We start from the raw sequence: 19,922 nt of genomic DNA, 5'->3' as shown, positions 1-19,922 counted from the left end.
TCAACGGTTGATCACATGTAATGAGCACATTTGAACGCATATGACCGAAATAGACTGAGAAGGAAGCGCAACAGTAGCGTTTATTGCGGGAGTTTCTACCTACTGCGCGGCGTGTGTCGGATTGGTGAAGCGTGTGGGCGAGCCGCGAGGGACACATCACTCATCTGGCGCACAACTCCACGTCGGGGAAGGCAGTTGATCCCCACACCGAGCATCACGCACGGATTCCGCAACATCAGATCAAGGAGCAGAACTCCATGTCGCGTACCAGCAAGGCCCTTGCCCTGTCCGCCGTCGCCGCCGCCGCGGTGGCCGGCGGCGCCGGTGTCGCCGCTGCCGACAGTGGCGCCCAGGGCGCGGCCACCCACTCCCCCGGTGTCATCTCGGGCAACGCCGTCCAGGTGCCGGTCCACGTGCCGATCAACATCTGCGGCAACACCGTCGACATCATCGGTCTGCTGAACCCGGCGTTCGGCAACACCTGCGCCAACGACTGACGCGGTACCGGCTGACGCGACGTCGTCACGACGTCGCCTGACGCGCAGTCGGCTCAGCGGCGGCGCCCCCTGTCTCGGGGCGGCCGCCGCTTTCGTGTGCGCGGGTCGCGGCGGCGGCGAACGGGCTACCCCCGGTTGCGGGCCCGGAGCGGTGTTCGGACGGTGAGCACAGGATCCGACGCACCACCGAAGGGAAAAGACCCATGCGAGCTCTGCCGGTACGGCGCATCGCGACGCCCTTCCTGTGCACCGTGCTGCTGCTCGGCACCGCGGGCCCCGTCCACGCCGTGTCCCTCGACGACCCGGCGCGCGACCCAGCGCAGAGCGTGCCGCGTGCGCCCTTGCCCGGCGCCGAGGCCCTGCTGGCGCAGACCAAGCAGCTTGCGGACCTCGCCAGCGTGCTCAAGCCGGTCACCGACCTGCTCGACGCGGTGCTCAAGGCACCCGACGGCAAACTGCCCGCCGCGGATCTGAACAAGCACGTCGAGGCCATCAAGAAGGCTCTCGAAACGGTCGAGGCACCGGCCCCCAAGGGCACCGGACTCACCGACAGCGAGGCCCAGGCCCCCGAGGGCACCCAAGTCCCCGACACCAAGGCGCCCCTCGACATCAAGGCCGACGCGGTGACCGCCCTGCGAAAGGCGATCGACGACCTGGTCAAGGCCGTCAACGGGGGCGACCCCAAGGCGATCTCCCGAGCGGCGCCCGCGGTCGTCACCGGCCTGGTGAACCTCGTCGCCGCCACCCTCATCGGCGGCAAGCTGCCCGCGCCGAACCTGCCGGGCCTGCCCCCGATGCCGAAACCGCCCGCCTGACACCCGCCGGTACCGGGAATCCGCCACGGGAATGGGCCGATCGACAGGAGAATGGCGAAGAATCCCGGACCGCGCTTATGCGGTGAGTCCGCGGAAGTTTCCTTTCAGGGGTTTCCGTACCGTCCTGCGCTCGTTAGGCGTAGTGAACCGAGGCGCCAGGCAATGGATGCCTGGGCCGTGCCCCACGGGCGACCGGATTCGCCGAGGAAAGGAACACGATGAAGTCCCTCAAGGCTGCCGCTGTCATGGCCGGATCGATCGCTCTCGCCGGTGCCGCCACCCCCGCCCTCGCCGGTGACCTGACGCCCTCCAGCCTCAACGGCGGCGTGGAGACCCTGACCAGCAAGGGGCTGCTCGACCCCAAGCCGATCGGCACCAACATGCTGTCCCCGGAGAACAAGGACTCCGTCGTCAACGCCGTCAACGGCGTGGCGAAGAGCATGAGCAAGAAGGGCGGCCCCGGCAAGCTGCTCGGCGGACTTCCCGTCGCCAAGTAGGAGAGCGTCATCTCCGCGTCCCACGGGGCTCGTTCCCAGTGCATCGCGCACCGGGTCCGGATCGAATCCGGCCCGCACAGATGACCCCAACGAGTGACGCCGCTGCCGCACTGCGCCAGACAGGTGACAAAGACGCCGGAACGGCCGCCGTACGTCTATACGGTGCAGCCCATGACCTCAACGTCCAACGAACAGCGCACCTTCCGGGTGTCCGACCTCGGGACCCTCGCCGTGCTCGCCTGGAGCGGCAAGCATCCGGAGGACGAGAAGGACATGGCCTTCATCCTCGCCTACTCCCTGGGCGATGCCGAAGGCGGCCCCGAAGCAACGGCCGAGGCCATCCGCACCCTCCTGCACAACGCGAAGCTGCCGATCGGCGGCCCCGTCCTGGACGGCGCCCGTCAGCCCTCCCTGCCGGTCGGCCTCCTCGTCGAGGCCGAGCAGGCCGTCGTGACCATGCCGTACGTCAAGGCGCAGTGCGCCGTCCCGCCGGAGTGGCTGACCGCCGTGCGGCTGCGCGGCCACGCCTACTTCATGATCTCCACGGTGGCGTGGCCCGAGGGCAAGCCGGGCAGCCCCGTGGACGAGGACGCCCTGCGGGCCTTCGCGGGCTCCGAGGAGACCATGCTGAACGCGGCACACTGCCTGCTGCCCGTGCGCAGGCTGCGCGGCTGATGCGCACCGCCGCACCGACGGGCCGGGTCCCCGCGCAGGGCTCCGCCACCGCACCAGGACCCGCCGCCGGCCCCGGCACCTCGCGTACGGCCGGGAGCGGGCGCGGTCTCGGACTGCTCCTCGTGCTTACGGGCGCGGCGGGGCTGCTCGCCTCCTGGGTCATCACCCTCGACAAGTTCAAGCTGCTCCAGGACCCGGACTACGTACCGGGATGCAGCATGAACCCCGTCGTGGCCTGCGGCGGCATCATGAAGAGCGAACAGGCGGCCGCGTTCGGGTTCCCCAACCCGATGCTCGGGCTCGCCGCGTACGCCGTCGTCTGCTGCGTCGGCGCGGGACTGCTCGCCGGGGCCCGCTTCCCCACCTGGTACTGGCTGGTGCTCAACGCGGGCGCGGCCTTCGGTGTGGCTTTCTGCACCTGGCTGCAATTCCAGTCCCTCTACCGCATCAACGCGCTGTGCCTGTGGTGCTGTCTGGCGTGGGCGGCCACACTCGTCCTGTTCTGGTACGTGACCTCGCACAATGTGCGCCGGGGAATGCTGCCGGCACCCGCGTGGCTGCGTACGTTCCTGGACGAGTTCACGTGGGTGCTTCCCGTGCTGCATTCGGGTGTCATCGGCATGTTGATCCTGACGCGCTGGTGGGATTTCTGGACGAGCTGATTTCCTGTCGCCACCTATTGCCGCCTATTGCCACCTGTTGTCACCTGTCGCCACGCATCACGGGAGGAGACCGTCCCAGTGCCGTTTCCACGCACCGTTCCCCGGGTGACGCGCAGGCGTCTCATCGCGGTCGCGGGCACGGCCGTCCTCGGTGCCGCGGGAGCCTTCCGCGGGCTGCGCGACCCGGACGACCAGGGACAGCCGGGGGCACCCGGCGGCCCGGCGTTCGACGAGACGTACCGGGGGCGGCGGATCCAGGGCGAGCCGACCACCGGCGGGGGCGCCCACGGCCCGCACGGCTGGCGGGTCACCGTCGACGGGAAGCCGCTCGGGGTGATGCGCCGGGCCGACGGCAGCTATCTCAGCATGGTCGACCACTACCGTTCGTACGGGACCCCGCTGGCCGCGGCCCGTGGCGCGGTCGACGAGCTCGGCCCCGGCCGGACCCCCAGCGGCCTGCTGCACTGAGCCCCGCCCCGCGCCCCTGACCGGAGAACGGACGGAGTCGACGGACATGGTCCACACGCGCAGGAACCAGCGGAGCCTCAGCCGTGCCGAGCGGCGCAGGTTCGTCGGCGCCGTGCTGGGGCTCAAGCGCAGCGGCGCGTACGACGACTTCGTCCGCAGACACATCGACCACTACGTCTCCGACGGTGAGGAGCGGCTGCGCGTCGCCCATATGACCCCCACCTTCCTGCCCTGGCACCGCCGCTTCCTGCTCGACTTCGAGCGGGCCCTGCGCCGCGTCGACGGCGGCGTCACCGTGCCGTACTGGGACTGGACGAAGGACCGCACGCCGGCCGCCTCGCTGTGGGGCGAGGACCTGCTGGGCGGGACGGGGCGGCGGGGCGACCGGCGGGTGACCACCGGTCCCTTCGCCCGCGGCAACGGCTGGATCGTCAAGGAGGACGTCACCGACGGCGACTTCCTCACCCGCGACCTCGGCCGGCGGGACGACCCGCTGGACCTGCCCACCCGGCAGGACGTGGCGTGGGCGATGGCGGAGCGGACGTACGACGTGTCGCCCTGGGACTCCACCGCGCCGCGCGGGTTCCGCAACCGCCTGGAGGGCTGGACGTCCGACATCGGCAGCGGACGGTGGCGCAACCACAACCGGGTGCACCGCTGGGTCGGCGGGCACATGCTCGGCGGTGCCTCCGTGAACGACCCGGTGTTCTGGCTGCACCACGCCTTCGTGGACCTGCTGTGGACCAGGTGGCAGCGGCAGCACCCGGACTCCGCCCCGTTCCTGCCGGAGCGCCCGCCCGCCCTCGGCGAACCCCAGTACGGGCGCGTCGTGGCACGCCACGAGCCCATGCCGCCGTGGCGGACGACCCCGCACGACATGCTCAGCCACCGGGGGATCTACCGGTACGCCGAATAGCGCCGTACGCGAAGAAGCCCCCGGGGTTTCCGGGGGCTCCGGCCTCAGGTCCGGGATCAGCCGCCGTAGCCGTGGTCGCCGCCGTTGTTGACGCACTGGTTGCCGAACGCGGGGTTCAGCAGACCGATGATGTCGACGGTGTTGCCGCAGATGTTGATCGGGACGTTGAGGGGGACCTGGACCAGGTTGCCCGAGATCACACCGGGGGAGCCGACGGCAGCGCCCTGCGCACCGGCGTCCGCCGCGGCGAGACCGGCGCCGCCGAGGACCATGGCACCCGTGCCGAGCGTGACAGCGGCTGCCTTCGCGAAACGAGACATCACGTTCTCCTTTTGCGTGGGAAATATGTTTGCGTGAAGAATTGCGGCCGCACGGGGGTACGGCCGTATTTCCTTTAACGCGCGCTGTTGACGCGAGGTCACGCCGACGGCGTCCGCCCGAATTCCCCACCGCATTTCCCGGCGCGGGGTGCGCTTCCTGAGTGACGTGGGGCGGCGGGCCGTATCCTCCGCCGCGCCCGGGCGTTTTCCAGGGCATGACATCAGCACGCCGACTCATGGCCGCCGTCTCCCTCGCCGCCGGTGCCGCGGCGCTGGCCGCACCCGCCGCGCACGCGTCCACGGACGCTCCGGCACCGAAACAGAAATCCGTCCTCGCCATGGTCGACGACTTGCAGACCTCGGCCCTGCCCGCCGAGCGGCGGCACGAGGTGCCCACCGTCGCCGGACAGCTCGGCGGGATGAACCAGCTCTGGCAGCTCACCCAGCTCGTCGCCCCGGTCGCGCCCCTGTTGAACCTGGTGCCCGCGGTAGCGGAGTAGCCGACGGCGGCGGAGCAGCAGAGCAGTCGACGGTGGCGGAGCAGCAGTCGACGGCGGCCGCCACTGGAGGAAGCCGCCCGCCCCCGCCCGCGTCTACAGCAGCCGGACCCCGCGTCTGGCCAGGTAGGAGACGGGGTTGACGTCCGAGCCGTAACCGCGCCGGGCCCGTATCTCCAGGTGGAGGTGCGGGCCCGTGGCTCGTCCGGTGGCGCCGCTGTAGCCGATCCGGGCACCGGGGCGGATGCGCTGGCCCTGACGCACCGAGATGCGCGACAGATGGCCGAAGACGACGTAGTGGCGGTCCTTCAACCGCACCGTCACCGCCTTGCCGTACGCCCCCGACCAGCGCGCGAGCACCACGACACCGCCGCCCACGGCGTACACCGGGGTGCCGTTGGGGACGCCGAGGTCGATGCCGGTGTGGTGTCCGGCGGCCCAGTTGCCGCGTACGCCGTAGCGCGACGTCACGCGGTAGCGGCGCCGCAGTGGTCTGGCGAATCGGCCCGTCGGGCGCGCGGGGGCGCCCAGGCCCCGGCTGTCCTCGTCGACGGGCAGGGCGGCCTCGGCCGCGGTGAGGTCGGCCTCGAACTCCTCGTCGAAGTCCGCGACGCACCCGTCACCGCCCGGCGCGGCCGATGTGGGGTCCCGCAGTGCCCAGTCCCCCTCCGGCGGCAGCCAGCCCTCCTCCCGCGGCACCCAGTCGTTCTCGTCGGCGGCCGCGGGGGTCGCCATCGCTCCTGACAGCGCCCCGCCGGCCAGCAGGCCCGCGGCAAGCCCGAGCGCGTCCCGTCGTGTGGTGCCCGCTTGGCGCGGGCTGTCTATGTCGTAGCCCATAGCTGCCAGCACAGCCGGGCGGGCACCGGCCCGCACGGCCGATTGCGCCGCCTGGGCTAAGGACGGGCCGCCGGGAGGGAGGACGGCCGCCCTCCGGGCACCCCGGGCCGGGGTGGTCGTTCCCGACGGCGGGGAGTCGGCCGAACGGTACGAGGCGTACCTGATCGAGTCCGCCCGTGCGCCGCACGCCGACCTCGCTGCCGTCCTACGCAGGCCGGCGGTCTGTCACCGCTCGTCGGACCTCCAGGAGGCGTTCGCGGGACGTGTGGCGAAGTGGGTGCGGGGGTGCGGGGAGCCACCGCGGTTCATGGCCGGTGTCGCCGAGGCGTGCGGCGCCAAGAGCGCGGTGCTCGTTCTGGTGGACGCGCGCAACAAGCAGCTCGCGGTGGCCGATTCGGGCGAACTCGCGCGTGCCGCACAGGACTTGGAGTTCGTGCTCGGTGAGGGCCCGTCCCGGGATGGCGCGACGCGGCACGGGCCGGTCGGCGCGACGGGGGACGCGATCGTGGCCCGCTGGCCCTGCTATGGTCCCGCGGTCATCGCGCTCAGCGTCCGTAAGGTCGCCGCCGCGCCCCTGGACACCGGTGCTTCGGCGCGCTCGCGGTGTTCGACCCGCGGTAGGCCGCGGGCATGGTCTCGGCGCATGTCGGCTGCCGTGTCGATGACGCGCTGGCACTGATCAGGGCGCGGGTGTTCTCACGGGGGATGCCGGTGGAGGCTCTCACCCGGGCGATCGTCGCAGGTGACCTCACACTCAGGCTGAAAGGACCGTCGTGACGGCACCCCGACCAGCCCCACACCGAAGGCGTACCGAAAAATTCCGTGCCGGGGGCCCGTCCGCGCGACCGCAGTCGCCCGCACCGCCGGTGGTCACCCCGGAGCCCGGCGTCAGCCGCACCAGCGCGAGGTGCTCGACCCGGCCGAAGTGGCGCGGAGGAAGTGGTGGAGGGCACGCTCAGGACCTGAGCCGCACCTCCACCACCGCGCGTGCCGCGCACGCGTGCCGCACGTGCGTGCGTGCCCTCAGCTCCGCTTGTCGTGGCCCTCGGACTCGGCCTCCGCCTCGGCCTGCTTGGCCTGTACCTCCGGGTCGAGGGACGTCTGCGCGCTGCCGTCGACCGAGGCCAGCGGCGTGCGGTCGGGGACCTCCGTGGCGGCCGGGGGTTCGACGAGCCAGTCCGGGTTGGCCTGCTTGTCCCACCACTTCCAGGCGGCGACGGCACCGGCGGCGAGCAGCCCGACGACGGCGAGGCGCTTGGCGAGCCGGCCGGTGCGGGCCCGGCGCGCATGCCGGCGGGAGAGCCGCTCGATCTCCTGCGGGGTGACCTGTCCGCGCAGCGCGGCGAGCGCCGCGGCGCCACGAGCGGCGGCCTCCTCACGGGCCGGGCCCGCCGCGGCCACGGCCTGCTCGATGCGCGGCTTGGAGAAGTCGGCGGCCTGGCGGGCCGCCCTACGGGTGCGGGCGGCGGCCTGGTGCGCGGCGAGGTCGACCTTCGGCGGCACATGCGTACGTACCTGCTCCAGGCGCGGTGCGACATGGGCGCCGTACTGGGCGCGGGCCTGCCCGGCGGCCTCGTGCGCCGCGTGCGACACCTTGGGCGCGAGCTTGGCCCGGGTCTCGTGGGCGTAGTGCGCCGCCGTCTCCTTGGCCGTGCCGGCGTAGGGCGCCACCACCTCTGCGGCGTGACGCACGCTGTCCTTGGCTGTGCTCGTCGCGGCGCGCACGCTGTCCTTGCGGGTCACGGGTTCCTCCTCCTCGGTGGCGTATAGGTATGTCACCTTTCCACCCTTTCGAAGATCATGCCTGCCGATATGACTCCGCGGCATGAAGAGGGCGGGCATCCGGGTACGGGGGTTCCCCGGCGACAATGCCACGGTTCGCCGACGGAGGAGCCTTCCCTGCGGGTACTCGTCAGCTACTGGTCCCAAACAAGTCCGTGCGAGGATCGTGGAGTCACAGACGACAACGGAAGGCAGATCGTGGCCGAGCAGCTCTACGCCACCCTCAAGACCAACCAGGGCGACATCGAGATCCGGCTGCTGCCGCATCACGCGCCCAAGACGGTCAAGAACTTTGTTGAGCTCGCCAAGGGCGAGCGCGAGTGGACGCACCCCGCCACCGGCAAGAAGTCCACGGACAAGCTGTACGACGGCACGGTCTTCCACCGCGTGATCAGCGGCTTCATGATCCAGGGCGGTGATCCGCTGGGCAACGGCACCGGCGGCCCGGGCTACGAGTTCGCGGACGAGTTCCACCCGGACCTGGCCTTCGACAAGCCGTACCTGCTCGCCATGGCCAACGCGGGCCCCGGCACCAACGGCTCCCAGTTCTTCGTCACGGTCTCGCCGACCGCCTGGCTGACGCGCAAGCACACCATCTTCGGCGAGGTCGCCAACGACGCGAGCAAGAAGGTCGTGGACGCCGTCGCCGGGACCCAGACGAACCCGCGCACCGACCGCCCGGTCAACGACGTCGTGATCGAGTCCGTCGTGATCGAGACCCGCGAGGGCTGAGCGCCGACGCGAGGTCTCCGGGGGCGGCCGCGCGGCAGCGCCCCACGAGGGAACCAAACCGCCCCGCCCGTCCGTAGAGGAAGGGCGGGGCGGCGCGTTCGTCACGCCGCGCCTTCGTACGGAGAATGAGGGGACCGCAATGGACCAGGCGCCAGGCAACCCGCAGGAGCCGCGGGACGTACAGGGGCCGCCGGGCTGCTACCGGCATCCGGACCGGGAGACCGGCATCACCTGCACCCGCTGCGAGCGCCCGATCTGCCCGGAGTGCATGATCAGCGCCTCCGTCGGCTTCCAGTGCCCGGAGTGCGTCCGCAGCGGTTCCGGCACCGGGCACCCGCCCACCGCCTCCCGGCCGCGCACCCTCGCGGGCGGCACCGTCGCGCAGGACCCCCGGCTGCTCACGAAGATCATCCTGGCGGTCAACCTCCTGGTGTTCGTCGCGGTGCGGGTGCGCGGCGACAGCCTCCTGAACGACCTGGTGCTCATCGGCCAGTGGCCCCCGTACCCCTTCGTGCCCACCGAGGGTGTCGCGGAGGGCCAGCCGTACCGCCTGGTCACGTCGATGTTCACGCACCAGGAGATCTGGCACGTCGCATTCAACATGCTCGGCCTGTGGTGGCTCGGCGGCCCCCTGGAGGCGGCGCTCGGCCGGGCCCGCTATCTGGCGCTCTATCTGCTGTCGGGTCTCGGGGGCGGTGCCCTGACGTATCTGGTGGCGAACGACCACGAGGCATCGCTCGGGGCGTCCGGTGCGATCTTCGGTCTGCTGGGTGCGACGGCCGTCCTGATGCGTCGCCTGAACTACGACATGCGCCCGGTCGTGTTCCTGCTCGCGCTGAACCTGCTCTTCACCTTCACCTGGAGCGGCATCGCCTGGCAGGCGCACGTCGGCGGCCTGGTCGCCGGTGTCGCCCTCGCGTACGGGATGGTGCACGCCCCGCGGGAGCGGCGCGCCCTGGTGCAGTGGGGCACGTGTGCGCTGGTGTTCCTGGTGATCGTGGTGGTCGTGGTGGTGCGGACGGCCCAGCTCGGCTGAGGCACGTTGTCCACAGTCTGTGCCCGATCTTGTGCACGAAGTGGGGAACGCGTGTTCCGAAGGTCACTGATCCGGGTTTTCCCAGGCAGGGCACGGGATGTGCGGACGGGGGCCGATCGCGGAACCGGTCACACCGGCGTCAACATCCGGAGAGTTATCCACAGATCTTCAGACCTTTCCCCAGGTCTGTGGATGGCAGTGCTCGCGCTGTGGATAACTCAGGCCAGGGCTTGCGGGCGGGGCGCGCTCATGCTGCCGTGGAGCACCCACTCCATGGCATGCGTCAGCCGCCCCACCGCGCCCTCAGCTCAGTGGAACCGTTACTTCCACTGCGTGGAGACGCCGAAGCCCGCAGCGATGAAGCCGAAGCCGACGACGATGTTCCAGTTGCCGAGCGGGTCGATCGGCAGCTCCCCGTCCGTGACGTAGAAGACGACGATCCAGGCCAGGCCGATGAGGAACATCGCCAGCATCACCGGGGCCACCCAGCTGCGGCTGGTCAGCTTGATGGCCGTCGCCTTCTTGGTCGCCGGCGGCGTGTAGTCGTCTGCCTTCTTGCGGATACGTGACTTCGGCACGAGGGTCTCTCCTGTCGATGCGCTGCGTGGCCGCGCAGGGAACGGGGCGTGGCGCCGGGCGGGCACTGGGGGCACTCAGGTGCGCCAAGTCCTCCCCCCGGGCGTCCGTTAGCGTAGTGCTTCCGCGGCGGTGAAGGAGATAAGGGTACGTTGAGCAATTCTGCCGACTTCCCGGGAGGCACGAAACGACGTGGTCGCCTGCACCCCGTGCGGCTCCTGACGATCGCGGTCTTCGCCCTCGCCGGACTCATCTTCGTCACCAGCTTCAACACGGCCAAGGGCACCAACATCCGTACCGACGCCTCCCTGTTGAAGCTCTCCGACCTGGTCCAGGAACGCAGCCGCGAGAACAAGGACCTGGAGGACGCCAACGGCTCCCTGCGCGGCGACGTCGACTCCCTGGCCCAGCGCGACAGCCCCGCGACCAAGGCCGACGAGGCCCGCCTCGGGGCCCTGGAGCGGAACGCGGGCACCAGGAAGCTCAGCGGCGATGCCGTCACCGTCACCCTCGCCGACGCCCCGCCCGACGCCACCGCCAAGCTCCCCGGCTACCCCGAGCCCCAGCCCAACGACCTGGTCATCCACCAGCAGGACCTGCAAGCCGTGGTGAACGCCCTGTGGCAGGGCGGCGCCGAGGGGATCAGGGTCATGGACCAGCGCCTGATCTCCACCAGTGCCGTGCGCTGCGTCGGCAACACCCTGATCCTCCAGGGCCGGGTCTACTCCCCGCCGTACAAGGTCACGGCCGTCGGCGACCCGGGCCGCCTCAGGAAGGCCCTCGCCGCCTCCCCCGAGATCCAGAACTACATGCTGTACGTCAACGCCTACGGACTCGGCTGGAAGGTCGACGACGACGGGACGGTGACGCTTCCCGGCTACTCGGGCACAGTGGATCTCCACCACGCGAAGCCCGTACAGCCGTAGCCAGTCGTAGCCAGCCGTAGCCCTTGGGGGACACCGTGCCGGTGCGAGTGATCGTCAGGACGTTCAGCGAACTCTGCCTCACCGTCGGCACCTTGATCGTGCTGTTCGTGATCTACGTGCTGTTCTGGACCGGCGTGCAGGCCGACCGGGCGATGGACCGGCAGATCGACCGCCTACAGGACCAGTGGGCCGAGCAGTCCCTCGGCGGCGACGGCATGGGCGAGGGCGGCGCCCCCCTCCTCGCCCGGAACGACGGGCCCTACAAGGACGGCGAGCCCTTCGCCGTGATGTACATCCCCCGCTTCGGTTTCACGTGGAACAAGCCCGTGCTCCAGGGCACCGCCACGGGCACCCTGAAGAAGGGCCTCGGCCACTACGCCCGCACGGCCCGGCTCGGCCAGAAGGGCAACTTCGCCGTCGCCGGGCACCGCCGCACCCACGGGGACCCCTTCAAGGACTTCCCCGAGCTGCGCCCGGGCGACGCCGTCGTCCTCACCGACGGCAGCACGTGGTTCACGTACCGCATCGAAAGGAAGCCCTACCGGACCCTCCCCACGGACACCGGCGTCATCGACCCCGTGCCCCGCAAGTCCGGCTACCGCACGCCCGGCCGGTACCTCACCCTCACCACCTGTGAACCCGAGTGGGGCCACAGCCACCGCCTGATCGCCTGGGCCCGCCTCGACGCCACCCAGCCGGTCGAGGCCGGGAAACCGGGGGTACTGCGCCGTTAGTCTGGTGCCGTACGGCGACGGAAGGGACGGCATGTACGGCTGGATCTGGCGGCATCTGCCGGGGAACGCATGGGTGAAGGCACTGCTCTCGCTCGTGCTCGTCCTCGCGGTCGTCTACGTGCTGTTCCAGTACGTCTTCCCCTGGGCGGAGCCGCTGCTGCCCTTCAACGATGTGACGGTGGACGGCCAGTGAGCTCAAGCAAGAACGCCCGCATTCTCGTCGTCGACAACTACGACAGCTTCGTCTTCAACCTCGTGCAGTACCTCTACCAGCTCGGCGCCGAGTGCGAGGTCGTGCGCAACGACGAGGTCGAGCTGAAGCACGCTGAGGACGGCTTCGACGGCGTGCTGCTCTCACCGGGCCCGGGCACGCCCGAGCAGGCCGGTGTCTGCGTGGAGATGGTGCGCCACTGCGCCGCGACCGGGGTGCCCGTCTTCGGCGTCTGCCTGGGCATGCAGTCCATGGCGGTGGCGTACGGGGGCGTGGTGGACCGGGCGCCGGAACTCCTGCACGGCAAGACCTCGCCGGTCACCCACGAGGGCAGGGGCGTCTTCGCGGGCCTGCCGTCACCGTTCACCGCAACCCGCTACCACTCCCTCGCCGCCGAGCCCGCCACCGTCCCTGCCGCCCTCGAGGTGACCGCGCGCACGGCCGACGGCATCATCATGGGCCTGCGCCACCGCGAACTGCCCGTCGAGGGCGTCCAGTTCCACCCCGAGTCCGTGCTCACCGAGCACGGCCACCTCATGCTGGCCAACTGGCTCGCGGAGTGCGGCGACACCGGTGCCGTGGCCCGGTCGAGCGGGCTTGCCCCGGTGGTGGGCAGGGCCACGGCGTGACCCCAGGGGCGCACGGGGGCGCCGACGCCGACGGGGCGGCGGAGCATCCGTCGCCGTGGTTCCGCGCCGCGCCGCCCGGAGGGCCCGTCCAGGAGCCCGCGCCCGCCGACGACGAGACCATCGGGCTGCGCGCGGTGGACCCGCGGCGGACCGGGGCCCCGGAGCCACCGGCGGCCGTCGTACAGGGCGGGCGCGCCGCACGCCGCAAGGCCGCCAGGCACAAGGGACGGCGGGGCGCGAAGGCGGGGACGCCCGCCGGGAGCGGCACCGGGGCCCGGGCCGGGGCGGCGCCGACGGCCGCAGCGGGGGCGGCGGGGGCCACGGGGCCCGCGGGGACGGCGGAACGCCCCGAGCGCCCCCTGACCCGCGTGGAGGCCCGGCGTGCCGCACGTGCGGCCAGGCCGGGCCCCGCCACGGTGGCGAGCCGCGCGCTCGGGGAGGTCTTCATCACCATCGGCGTCCTGATGCTGCTCTTCGTCACCTACCAGCTGTGGTGGACGAACATAAGGGCTCAGCAGCAGGCCGACGCGGCCGCGCGCAAGCTCCAGGAGAACTGGGCGAAGGGCGAGGGCAAGCCGGGCGCCTTCGAACCGGGGCAGGGCTTCGCGCTGATGCACATCCCGAAGCTGGACGTCGTCGTGCCGGTCGCCGAGGGCATCGACAAGCACCGGGTCCTCGACCGCGGCATGGTCGGCCACTACAACAAGGGCGGCACCAAGACCCCCATGCCGGAGGCGGACCCCGGCAACTTCGCGGTCGCCGGGCACCGCAACACGCACGGTGAGCCGTTCCGCTACATCAACCGCCTGAAGCCCGGTGACCCCATCGTCGTCGAGACGCAGGACACGTACTTCGTCTACAAGATGGCAAGCATCCTGCCGCAGACATCGCCCGCCAACACGGCGGTGCTCGACGCGGTACCGCCGGGGTCCGGCTTCACGCGACCCGGCCGCTATCTCACCCTGACGACCTGCACCCCCGAGTTTACGAGTAAGTACCGGCTGATCGTGTGGGGCAAGATGGTCGAGGAACGGCCGCGCGACAAGGGCAAACCGCCCGCGCTGGTCGACTAGGCGCCGAGACGGACGGGGCGAGAGCAGTGGCAGCCACCACCGAAGAGGACGAGCAGGAGCGGACCGGGGAGCCCCCGCCCACGCCCGTCGCGCCGCGGCGCGGCCGCGGCCGGATCGCGACGGCCGTCAGCGTCTTCGGTGAACTCCTCATCACCGCGGGCGTGATCCTCGGTCTGTTCGTCGCCTATTCGCTGTGGTGGACGAACGTCATAGCGGACCGCGAGGCGAAGAAGCAGGGCAACCGCGTCCGCGACCACTGGGAGGCCAAGGGGCCCGCGGCCTTCGACTCCAAGGACGGCATCGGCTTCCTGCACGTACCCACGATGAGCGGTGGCGAGATCCTGGTCACCAAGGGCACCAACACCAAGACCCTCAACCACGGCGTGGCCGGCTACTACACCAAGCCCATCAAGTCCGCCCTGCCGCAGGACAAGAAGGGCAACTTCACCCTGGCCGCCCACCGGGACGGCCACGGGGCGAAGTTCCACCGGATCGACAAGATCGACGAAGGCGACCCGATCGTCTTCGAGTCCCGCGACAAGTGGTACGTCTACAAGGTCTTCAAGACCCTCCCCGAGTCCTCGAAGTACAACGTCCGCGTCCTTGACCCCGTCCCCAAGGAGTCCGGCGCGAAGCGGGCCGGCCGCTACATCACCCTCACCACCTGCACCCCCGTCTTCACCTCGAACTACCGCTACGTGGTGTGGGGCAAGCTGGAGCGCGTCGAGAAGGTCGACGACGAGCGGACGCCGCCGCCCGAGCTGGACTAGGCCGCACAGGTCCCTCGGACAGGCCGCCGCACGGGCCCCCAGGACAGGACGAAGGGCCCCGGCGCCACTCCTCAGGAGTGGCGCCGGGGCCCTTGTCCGTGTGCTCCGCGCGGGTCAGTCCCGGCCGTGGCGGCCCCAGCCGCCGGCGCCCTCGATGAAGCCGCCGCCGCCGTTGTCACCGCCGCCGTTGTCACCGCCGCCCTGGTCGCCGCCGCCCTGACCGCCGCCGTTGTCGCCGCCGCCCGGGTTGCCGCCGGTGGTCACGAGGTTGACCGACGTGCCGGTCTTGACCTGCTGGCCGCCGGGCGGGTCGGAGAGGACCACCACGGCGTCGTCGCCCTGCGGGCCCGTGATGTTGCCGACGGAGAGGTCCGCGTCATCGAGGGCGTCGCGGGCGTCGGAGAGCTTCTGGCCGCCGAGTGCGGGGACCGCGACGTTCTCCTCTTCCTCCTCCTCGGGTGCCTTCGCGACCTGGACCGTCACCGTGGAGTTCGGGTCGACCGAGGTGTTGGCCGCGGGCGAGGTCTGGACGACCTTGCCCTCCTCGACGCTCTCGCTCTCGACATCACTGCGCTGGGCGGTGAGACCGTTGGCCTCGATCTGCTTCTTCGCCGCTTCCCAGCTCTGCCCCGAGACGTCGGGGACGGTCACCTTCTGCTGCTTCTTGGCGACGATCAGGGTGATCGTGCTGCCCTTCTGCCGCTCGGCGCCCGAGATCGGGTCCTGCTCGAGGACCTCGCCCTCGGTCTCGCTGGAGACCCTCCGCTTCTGCTCGACCTTGAACTGGTACTTGTCGCCCTCGAGCTTCTCGCGCGCCTCGTCGGCGTCCAGGCCGATGACGCTCGGAACCGCCACCTTCGGCGCCCCCGTGGACACGACCAGATTGATCGTGTCGCCCTTCTCGACCTTGGCGTCGGCGCCGGGGTCCTGGGAGCAGATCTCGCCCTTGGGGTACTTCTCGCACGGCTTGCGCTCGGACACGGCGACGTTCAGGTCGACGTTCTCCGCGTCCTGCTGCGCTTCCTTCAGCGTCTGCCCGACGAAGTTCGGCGCCTTCTTGTCGTCGCTGCCGCTGTTGGTCCCGCTGAACGCCCACTTCCCGATCAGGATCGCGCCCACCAGGACGAGGATGCCCGCGGCCACGAGCAGGATCGTGGAGGTGTTGTTCTTCTTCTGGCGGCCGCGCCGGGACCCGTCGTCGTAGCCGTCGTCGGGGTTGACCGGCGGCATCATGGACGTCTGGCCGTGGCCCCCGGCGCCGTTCTGCGGGCGGAGCATGGCCGTGGCCTGGTCGTCCGGGTGGCCGCCGTAGCCGACGGAGCCCATCGCGGCCGTCGCCGCCACGGGCTGCCCGTCGAGGCAGGCCTCGATGTCGGCGCGCATCTCGTCGGCCGACTGGTAGCGGTAGTCCGGGTCCTTGGTGAGCGCCTTCAGGACGATCGCGTCCATCTCGGGCGTGATCTCGTGGTCGAAGACGCTCGGGGACTGCGGCTCCTCCCGTACGTGCTGGTAGGCCACCGCGACCGGGGAGTCGCCGATGAAGGGCGGCCGGACCGTCAAGAGCTCGTAGAGCAGGCAGCCCGTCGAGTAGAGGTCCGAACGCGCGTCGACCTGCTCGCCCTTGGCCTGCTCCGGTGAGAGGTACTGGGCGGTGCCGATGACCGCGGCGGTCTGCGTCATCGTCATGCCGGACTCGCCCATGGCACGGGCGATGCCGAAGTCCATCACCTTGACCTGGCCGTTGCGCGTCAGCATGACGTTCGCGGGCTTGATGTCGCGGTGGACGATCTGGCTGCGGTGCGAGTACTCGAGCGCCTGGAGGATGCCGATGGTCATCTCCATGGCGCGCTCGGGCAGCAGCTTCCGCCCGGAGTGCAGCAACTCGCGCAGCGTGGAGCCGTCGACGTACTCCATGACGATGTACGGGATGGAGACCCCGTCGACGTAGTCCTCACCGGTGTCGTAGACCGCGACGATCGCCGGGTGGTTGAGCGAGGCGGCCGACTGGGCCTCACGGCGGAACCGGGCCTGGAACGACGGGTCGCGGGCGAGGTCCACCCGCAGCGTCTTCACCGCCACGGTGCGGCCGAGGCGGGTGTCGTGCGCGAGGTAGACCTCCGCCATCCCGCCGCGGCCGAGCACCTGGCCCAGCTCGTACCGGCCGCCGAGGCGACGCGGCTCTTCCATAGCTATTCCAGCCCTCTCCGTCGGTCCCCGACCGCACCGTGTTGCGCGGTCCGGCGGTGTGCTGTCCGGCATACCGTACCCGGCTCGCCCTACGTGTCCCGGCCGCAACCGTCAGCCGATACAGGACCGGTATCGCAACGTGCACCGATGCGAAGGGGCCGTGACCGGGGTCACTTCTTGCTGTCGAGAACCGCCTTCATCACGTCCCTGGCGATCGGTGCCGCGAGACCGCCGCCGGAGATGTCGTCACGGGAGGCCCCGCTGTCCTCGACGACCACGGCCACCGCGACCGGGGAGCCCGAGTCGGTCTTCGCATAGCTGATGAACCAGGCGTACGGGTTCTTGCTGTTGTTCAGGCCGTGCTGCGCCGTACCGGTCTTGCCGCCCACGGTGACGCCGGGGATCTTGGCCCTGGTTCCCGTGCCCTCGTTCACCACGGTCTGCATCATGTCCTGGAGCTTCTGCGCGTTCTCCTTGGACAGCGGCTCGCTCATCTCCTTGGGCGAGTGCTTCTCGATCACGTCGAGGTTCGGCGCCTGGAGCTCCTTGACCATGTACGGCTCCATCAGCGTGCCGTCGTTTGCGATCGCGGAGGTCACCATCGCCATCTGCAACGGCGTCGCGGCGGTCTCGAACTGGCCGATGGAGGACAGCGCGGTCTGCGGCCGGTCCATCTCCTTGGGGAAGGTGGAGGCGTTGGAGCGGACCGGCACGAACTGCTGCTCGTTGAAGCCGAACTTCTCGGACGTCTCCAGCATCTTGTCCTTGCCGAGGTCCGAGCCGATCTTGCCGAAGACGGTGTTGCAGGACACCCGCAGCGCCTCGCGCAGCGTGGCGTTCTTGCAGGGGATGTTGCCCTCGTTCTTCAGCGGCGTGGTGGTGTTCGGCATCGTCCACGGCAGCGGCGAGCGCGTCTTGGCGTCGATGTCGGTGTACAGGCCGTGCTCCATCGCCGCCGCGGCCGTGACCACCTTGAAGGTGGAGCCGGGCGGGTAGGTCTCGCGCAGCGCGCGGTTCAGCATCGGCTTGTCGGGGTCCTTGTCCAGCTTCCCGAAGGTCTCGGCGTCCTTGTTGAAGTTGCCGGCGAAGCTGGAGGGGTCGTACGAGGGCGTGGAGGCGAGCGCCAGGATCGCACCGGTCGAGGGGTCGATCGCGGCGACGGCGCCCTTGCCCTTGCTCTTCAGGCCGTCGTACGCGGCCTTCTGCGCGTCCCGGTTGAGGGTCGTGACGACATTGCCGCCCTCCTTCTTCTTGCCGGTCAGCATGTCGAGGCTGCGGCGGAAGAAGAGCCGGTCGTCCTTGCCGGTGAGGATCCCGTCCTCGATGCTCTCGATCTGGTTGGCGCCGATGCGCTGCGAGGCGAAGCCGGTGACGGGCGACCACATGGGCCCGTCCTTGTACGTCCGCTTGTACTTGAAGTCGCCGCCGTCGACCTTCTTGGAGCCGGTGACGGCCTTGCCGTCGACGATGATGTCGCCGCGCGGCTGGGCGTACCGCTCGATGGGCACGCGGCGGTTCATCTTGTGCTCGGCGAGCTTGTCGGCCTGGACGTACTGGAGCCAGTTGTCCCGGATGAGCAGCGCGAGGACGAGCAGGCCACAGAAGATCGCGATGCGGCGCAGGGGCTTGTTCACGGCCTTACCACCTGGGTCATCTCGGCGTCGGGGTTCGGGGCGGGCGACGGGGCCGGGCGGCGCGCGGTGTCGCTGATGCGCAGCAGGATGCCGACCAGGGCCCAGTTGGCGATCACCGACGAACCGCCGTACGCGATGAACGGCATCGTCATGCCCGTCAGCGGGATCAGGCCCATGACGCCGCCCGCGACGACGAAGACCTGGATGGCGAAGGCGCCGGACAGGCCCACCGCGAGCAGCTTGCCGAACGGGTCGCGGGCCGCGAGGGCCGTGCGGACACCGCGCTCCACGATCAGACCGTAGATCAGCAGGACGGCCATGACCCCGGCGAGGCCCAGCTCCTCGCCGTAGGTGGCGAGGATGAAGTCGGAGTTGGCGGCGAAGCCGATCAGGTCGGAGTTGCCCTGGCCGAGCCCGGTGCCGAGGGTGCCGCCGGAGCCGAACGCCATCATCGACTGGGCGATCTGGTCGGTCCCCGTCTGGTTGATGACCTCGATGGAGAAGGGGTCGAGCCAGGCGTCCACACGCACCTTCACGTGCGGCTCGAACGAGGCCACGGTGACGGCGCCGACGGCCGACATCAGCAGGCCGAACACGATCCAGCTGGTGCGCTCCGTGGCCACGTACAGCATGACGATGAACATGCCGAAGAACAGCAGCGAGGTACCGAGGTCGGTCTCGAAGACCAGGATCAGGATCGACATGGCCCACACGGCCAGGATCGGCCCGAGGTCACGGCCGCGCGGCAGGTACAGGCCCATGAAGCGGCGGCTGGCCAGGGCGAGGGCGTCCCGTTTCACCATCAGGTACCCGGCGAAGAACACCGCGATGACGATCTTCGCGAACTCCGCCGGTTGGATGGAGAACCCGCCGACCTGGATCCAGATCTTGGCGCCGTAGATGTTCTTGCCGAGGCCCGGCACGAGCGGGAGCAGCAGCAGGCCCATGGCGGCGATCATCGAGATGTACGTGTACCGCTGGAGGACGCGGTGGTCCTTCAGGAGCATCATCACGGCGACGAACAGGGCGATGCCGATCGCTGAGTACAGCAGCTGCTTGGGAGCCGCCGCGTTGTACGCCCCGAAGGAGGCCTTGCCCAGCTGCTGCAACCGCTCCGACTGGTCGAGCCGCCAGATGACCACGAGCCCGAGGCCGTTGAGCAGCGTGGCCAGGGGCAGCAGCAGCGGGTCCGCGTACGGTGCGAACTTGCGCACCACCAGGTGCGCGACGCCCGCGAGCAGGCCGAGTCCCAGGCCGTAGCCGAGCATGCCGGGCGGCAGCTCGCCGGAGATGGCGAGGCCCACGTTCATGTAGGCGAACAGCGGGATGACGACGGCGAACACCAGGAGCGCGAGCTCGGTGTTGCGCCGGCTCGGCGCTCCGATGGCGCCGATCGTCGACGTGTGTGAATTGCTACTACTGCTCATGGCGTGCAAGGGCCCCCAACG

Annotated in this window: 24 protein-coding genes; 17 read left to right on the top strand and 7 right to left on the bottom strand. The window is 70.3% G+C overall.

From position 1 onward, the window contains the following. Window positions 1-257 precede the first annotated feature (257 nt). The 7 genes from ACH4DX_RS27910 (at window position 258) to ACH4DX_RS27880 (ending at window position 4,530) form a co-directional block, all read left to right on the top strand. On the top strand, window positions 258-497 hold the full coding sequence (locus tag ACH4DX_RS27910; protein WP_398119517.1) for a chaplin: 240 nt from the start codon (window positions 258-260) through the stop codon (window positions 495-497). A 203-nt stretch (window positions 498-700) separates the two neighbouring features. After that, the gene (locus ACH4DX_RS27905) at window positions 701-1,312 is read left to right on the top strand and encodes a hypothetical protein (protein ID WP_398157185.1); all 612 of its coding nucleotides are present in this window, start codon (window positions 701-703) and stop codon (window positions 1,310-1,312) included. 218 nt (window positions 1,313-1,530) lie between these two features. Then, on the top strand, window positions 1,531-1,809 hold the full coding sequence (locus ACH4DX_RS27900; RefSeq protein ID WP_398119521.1) for a hypothetical protein: 279 nt from the start codon (window positions 1,531-1,533) through the stop codon (window positions 1,807-1,809). 171 nt (window positions 1,810-1,980) lie between these two features. Continuing rightward, complete coding sequence (locus tag ACH4DX_RS27895) at window positions 1,981-2,484, top strand: DUF5949 family protein (RefSeq protein ID WP_398119523.1); 504 nt, start codon at window positions 1,981-1,983, stop codon at window positions 2,482-2,484. Beyond that, window positions 2,484-3,146 carry a vitamin K epoxide reductase family protein gene (locus ACH4DX_RS27890; RefSeq protein WP_398157184.1) on the top strand — a complete coding sequence of 221 codons (663 nt, stop codon included), beginning with the start codon at window positions 2,484-2,486 and terminating at the stop codon, window positions 3,144-3,146. Before ACH4DX_RS27895 ends, ACH4DX_RS27890 begins: the two co-directional genes overlap by 1 nt. A 105-nt stretch (window positions 3,147-3,251) precedes the next feature. After that, window positions 3,252-3,614 carry a tyrosinase cofactor gene (locus tag ACH4DX_RS27885; RefSeq protein WP_398119527.1) on the top strand — a complete coding sequence of 121 codons (363 nt, stop codon included), beginning with the start codon at window positions 3,252-3,254 and terminating at the stop codon, window positions 3,612-3,614. Window positions 3,615-3,660: 46 nt separating this feature from the next. After that, entirely contained in the window at window positions 3,661-4,530 is an 870-nt protein-coding gene (locus tag ACH4DX_RS27880) for a tyrosinase family protein (RefSeq protein WP_398119528.1), read from the top strand. 56 nt (window positions 4,531-4,586) lie between these two features. Here the strand turns inward: ACH4DX_RS27880 and ACH4DX_RS27875 are convergent, their stop codons facing one another. Beyond that, a complete protein-coding gene (locus ACH4DX_RS27875) occupies window positions 4,587-4,850 on the bottom strand; it encodes a chaplin (RefSeq protein WP_398119530.1) in 264 nt (87 codons plus the stop codon). A 215-nt stretch (window positions 4,851-5,065) separates the two neighbouring features. On the opposite strand from ACH4DX_RS27875, the gene ACH4DX_RS27870 reads away from it, so the two are divergent. Then, on the top strand, window positions 5,066-5,350 hold the full coding sequence (locus tag ACH4DX_RS27870) for a hypothetical protein (protein WP_398119532.1): 285 nt from the start codon (window positions 5,066-5,068) through the stop codon (window positions 5,348-5,350). 93 nt (window positions 5,351-5,443) lie between these two features. Here the strand turns inward: ACH4DX_RS27870 and ACH4DX_RS27865 are convergent, their stop codons facing one another. Beyond that, window positions 5,444-6,184, bottom strand: coding sequence for a M23 family metallopeptidase (locus ACH4DX_RS27865; RefSeq protein WP_398157183.1), 741 nt, complete (start codon window positions 6,182-6,184; stop codon window positions 5,444-5,446). A gap of 112 nt (window positions 6,185-6,296) precedes the next feature. Here ACH4DX_RS27865 and ACH4DX_RS27860 point away from each other — a divergent pair, with 112 nt between their 5' ends. After that, a complete protein-coding gene (locus ACH4DX_RS27860) occupies window positions 6,297-6,863 on the top strand; it encodes a hypothetical protein (protein ID WP_398157182.1) in 567 nt (188 codons plus the stop codon). A 344-nt stretch (window positions 6,864-7,207) separates the two neighbouring features. Here the strand turns inward: ACH4DX_RS27860 and ACH4DX_RS27855 are convergent, their stop codons facing one another. Continuing rightward, a complete protein-coding gene (locus ACH4DX_RS27855) occupies window positions 7,208-7,927 on the bottom strand; it encodes a DUF5324 family protein (protein ID WP_398157280.1) in 720 nt (239 codons plus the stop codon). 237 nt (window positions 7,928-8,164) lie between these two features. On the opposite strand from ACH4DX_RS27855, the gene ACH4DX_RS27850 reads away from it, so the two are divergent. Continuing rightward, the gene (locus ACH4DX_RS27850) at window positions 8,165-8,698 is read left to right on the top strand and encodes a peptidylprolyl isomerase (RefSeq protein WP_398119538.1); all 534 of its coding nucleotides are present in this window, start codon (window positions 8,165-8,167) and stop codon (window positions 8,696-8,698) included. A 139-nt stretch (window positions 8,699-8,837) separates the two neighbouring features. Next, on the top strand, window positions 8,838-9,734 hold the full coding sequence (locus ACH4DX_RS27845; protein WP_398119539.1) for a rhomboid family intramembrane serine protease: 897 nt from the start codon (window positions 8,838-8,840) through the stop codon (window positions 9,732-9,734). Window positions 9,735-10,054: 320 nt separating this feature from the next. On the opposite strand, the gene crgA is transcribed toward ACH4DX_RS27845, so the two are convergent. Then, a complete protein-coding gene (gene crgA, locus ACH4DX_RS27840; RefSeq protein ID WP_398119541.1) occupies window positions 10,055-10,312 on the bottom strand; it encodes a cell division protein CrgA in 258 nt (85 codons plus the stop codon). 150 nt (window positions 10,313-10,462) lie between these two features. Here crgA and ACH4DX_RS27835 point away from each other — a divergent pair, with 150 nt between their 5' ends. From ACH4DX_RS27835 to ACH4DX_RS27810, 6 genes are read left to right on the top strand one after another with little or no spacing between them, the layout of a single operon-like run. Next, complete coding sequence (locus ACH4DX_RS27835) at window positions 10,463-11,236, top strand: DUF881 domain-containing protein (protein ID WP_398157181.1); 774 nt, start codon at window positions 10,463-10,465, stop codon at window positions 11,234-11,236. 35 nt (window positions 11,237-11,271) lie between these two features. Next, window positions 11,272-11,970 carry a class E sortase gene (locus ACH4DX_RS27830; RefSeq protein ID WP_398157180.1) on the top strand — a complete coding sequence of 233 codons (699 nt, stop codon included), beginning with the start codon at window positions 11,272-11,274 and terminating at the stop codon, window positions 11,968-11,970. A gap of 31 nt (window positions 11,971-12,001) precedes the next feature. Continuing rightward, window positions 12,002-12,163 (top strand): hypothetical protein, encoded by a 162-nt coding sequence (locus ACH4DX_RS27825; RefSeq protein ID WP_398119547.1) that lies wholly within the window; start codon window positions 12,002-12,004, stop codon window positions 12,161-12,163. Beyond that, window positions 12,160-12,810 (top strand): aminodeoxychorismate/anthranilate synthase component II, encoded by a 651-nt coding sequence (locus tag ACH4DX_RS27820; protein WP_398119549.1) that lies wholly within the window; start codon window positions 12,160-12,162, stop codon window positions 12,808-12,810. The genes ACH4DX_RS27825 and ACH4DX_RS27820 overlap by 4 nt, the downstream gene beginning before the upstream one ends. Continuing rightward, on the top strand, window positions 12,807-13,883 hold the full coding sequence (locus ACH4DX_RS27815) for a class E sortase (protein ID WP_398157179.1): 1,077 nt from the start codon (window positions 12,807-12,809) through the stop codon (window positions 13,881-13,883). The genes ACH4DX_RS27820 and ACH4DX_RS27815 overlap by 4 nt, the downstream gene beginning before the upstream one ends. Window positions 13,884-13,909: 26 nt before the next feature. After that, window positions 13,910-14,653 carry a class E sortase gene (locus tag ACH4DX_RS27810; protein WP_398157178.1) on the top strand — a complete coding sequence of 248 codons (744 nt, stop codon included), beginning with the start codon at window positions 13,910-13,912 and terminating at the stop codon, window positions 14,651-14,653. A gap of 114 nt (window positions 14,654-14,767) precedes the next feature. Here the strand turns inward: ACH4DX_RS27810 and pknB are convergent, their stop codons facing one another. The 3 genes from pknB to ACH4DX_RS27795 all read right to left on the bottom strand — a co-directional run bounded on the left by pknB (window position 14,768) and on the right by ACH4DX_RS27795 (window position 19,901). After that, window positions 14,768-16,840 (bottom strand): Stk1 family PASTA domain-containing Ser/Thr kinase, encoded by a 2,073-nt coding sequence (gene pknB, locus ACH4DX_RS27805; RefSeq protein WP_398157177.1) that lies wholly within the window; start codon window positions 16,838-16,840, stop codon window positions 14,768-14,770. Window positions 16,841-17,010: 170 nt separating this feature from the next. Beyond that, window positions 17,011-18,474: a peptidoglycan D,D-transpeptidase FtsI family protein gene (locus ACH4DX_RS27800; RefSeq protein WP_398119557.1), complete on the bottom strand. Its 1,464-nt coding sequence runs from the start codon at window positions 18,472-18,474 to the stop codon at window positions 17,011-17,013. After that, window positions 18,471-19,901: an FtsW/RodA/SpoVE family cell cycle protein gene (locus ACH4DX_RS27795; protein WP_398157176.1), complete on the bottom strand. Its 1,431-nt coding sequence runs from the start codon at window positions 19,899-19,901 to the stop codon at window positions 18,471-18,473. Before ACH4DX_RS27795 ends, ACH4DX_RS27800 begins: the two co-directional genes overlap by 4 nt. Window positions 19,902-19,922 lie beyond the last annotated feature (21 nt).

Origin of the sequence: Streptomyces sp. NPDC017940 (assembly GCF_044328435.1) — a bacterium.
Taxonomy (GTDB): domain Bacteria; phylum Actinomycetota; class Actinomycetes; order Streptomycetales; family Streptomycetaceae; genus Streptomyces.
The sequence above is the reverse complement of the archived record's forward strand: the minus strand, read 5'-3'. Positions and strand labels throughout refer to the sequence as shown.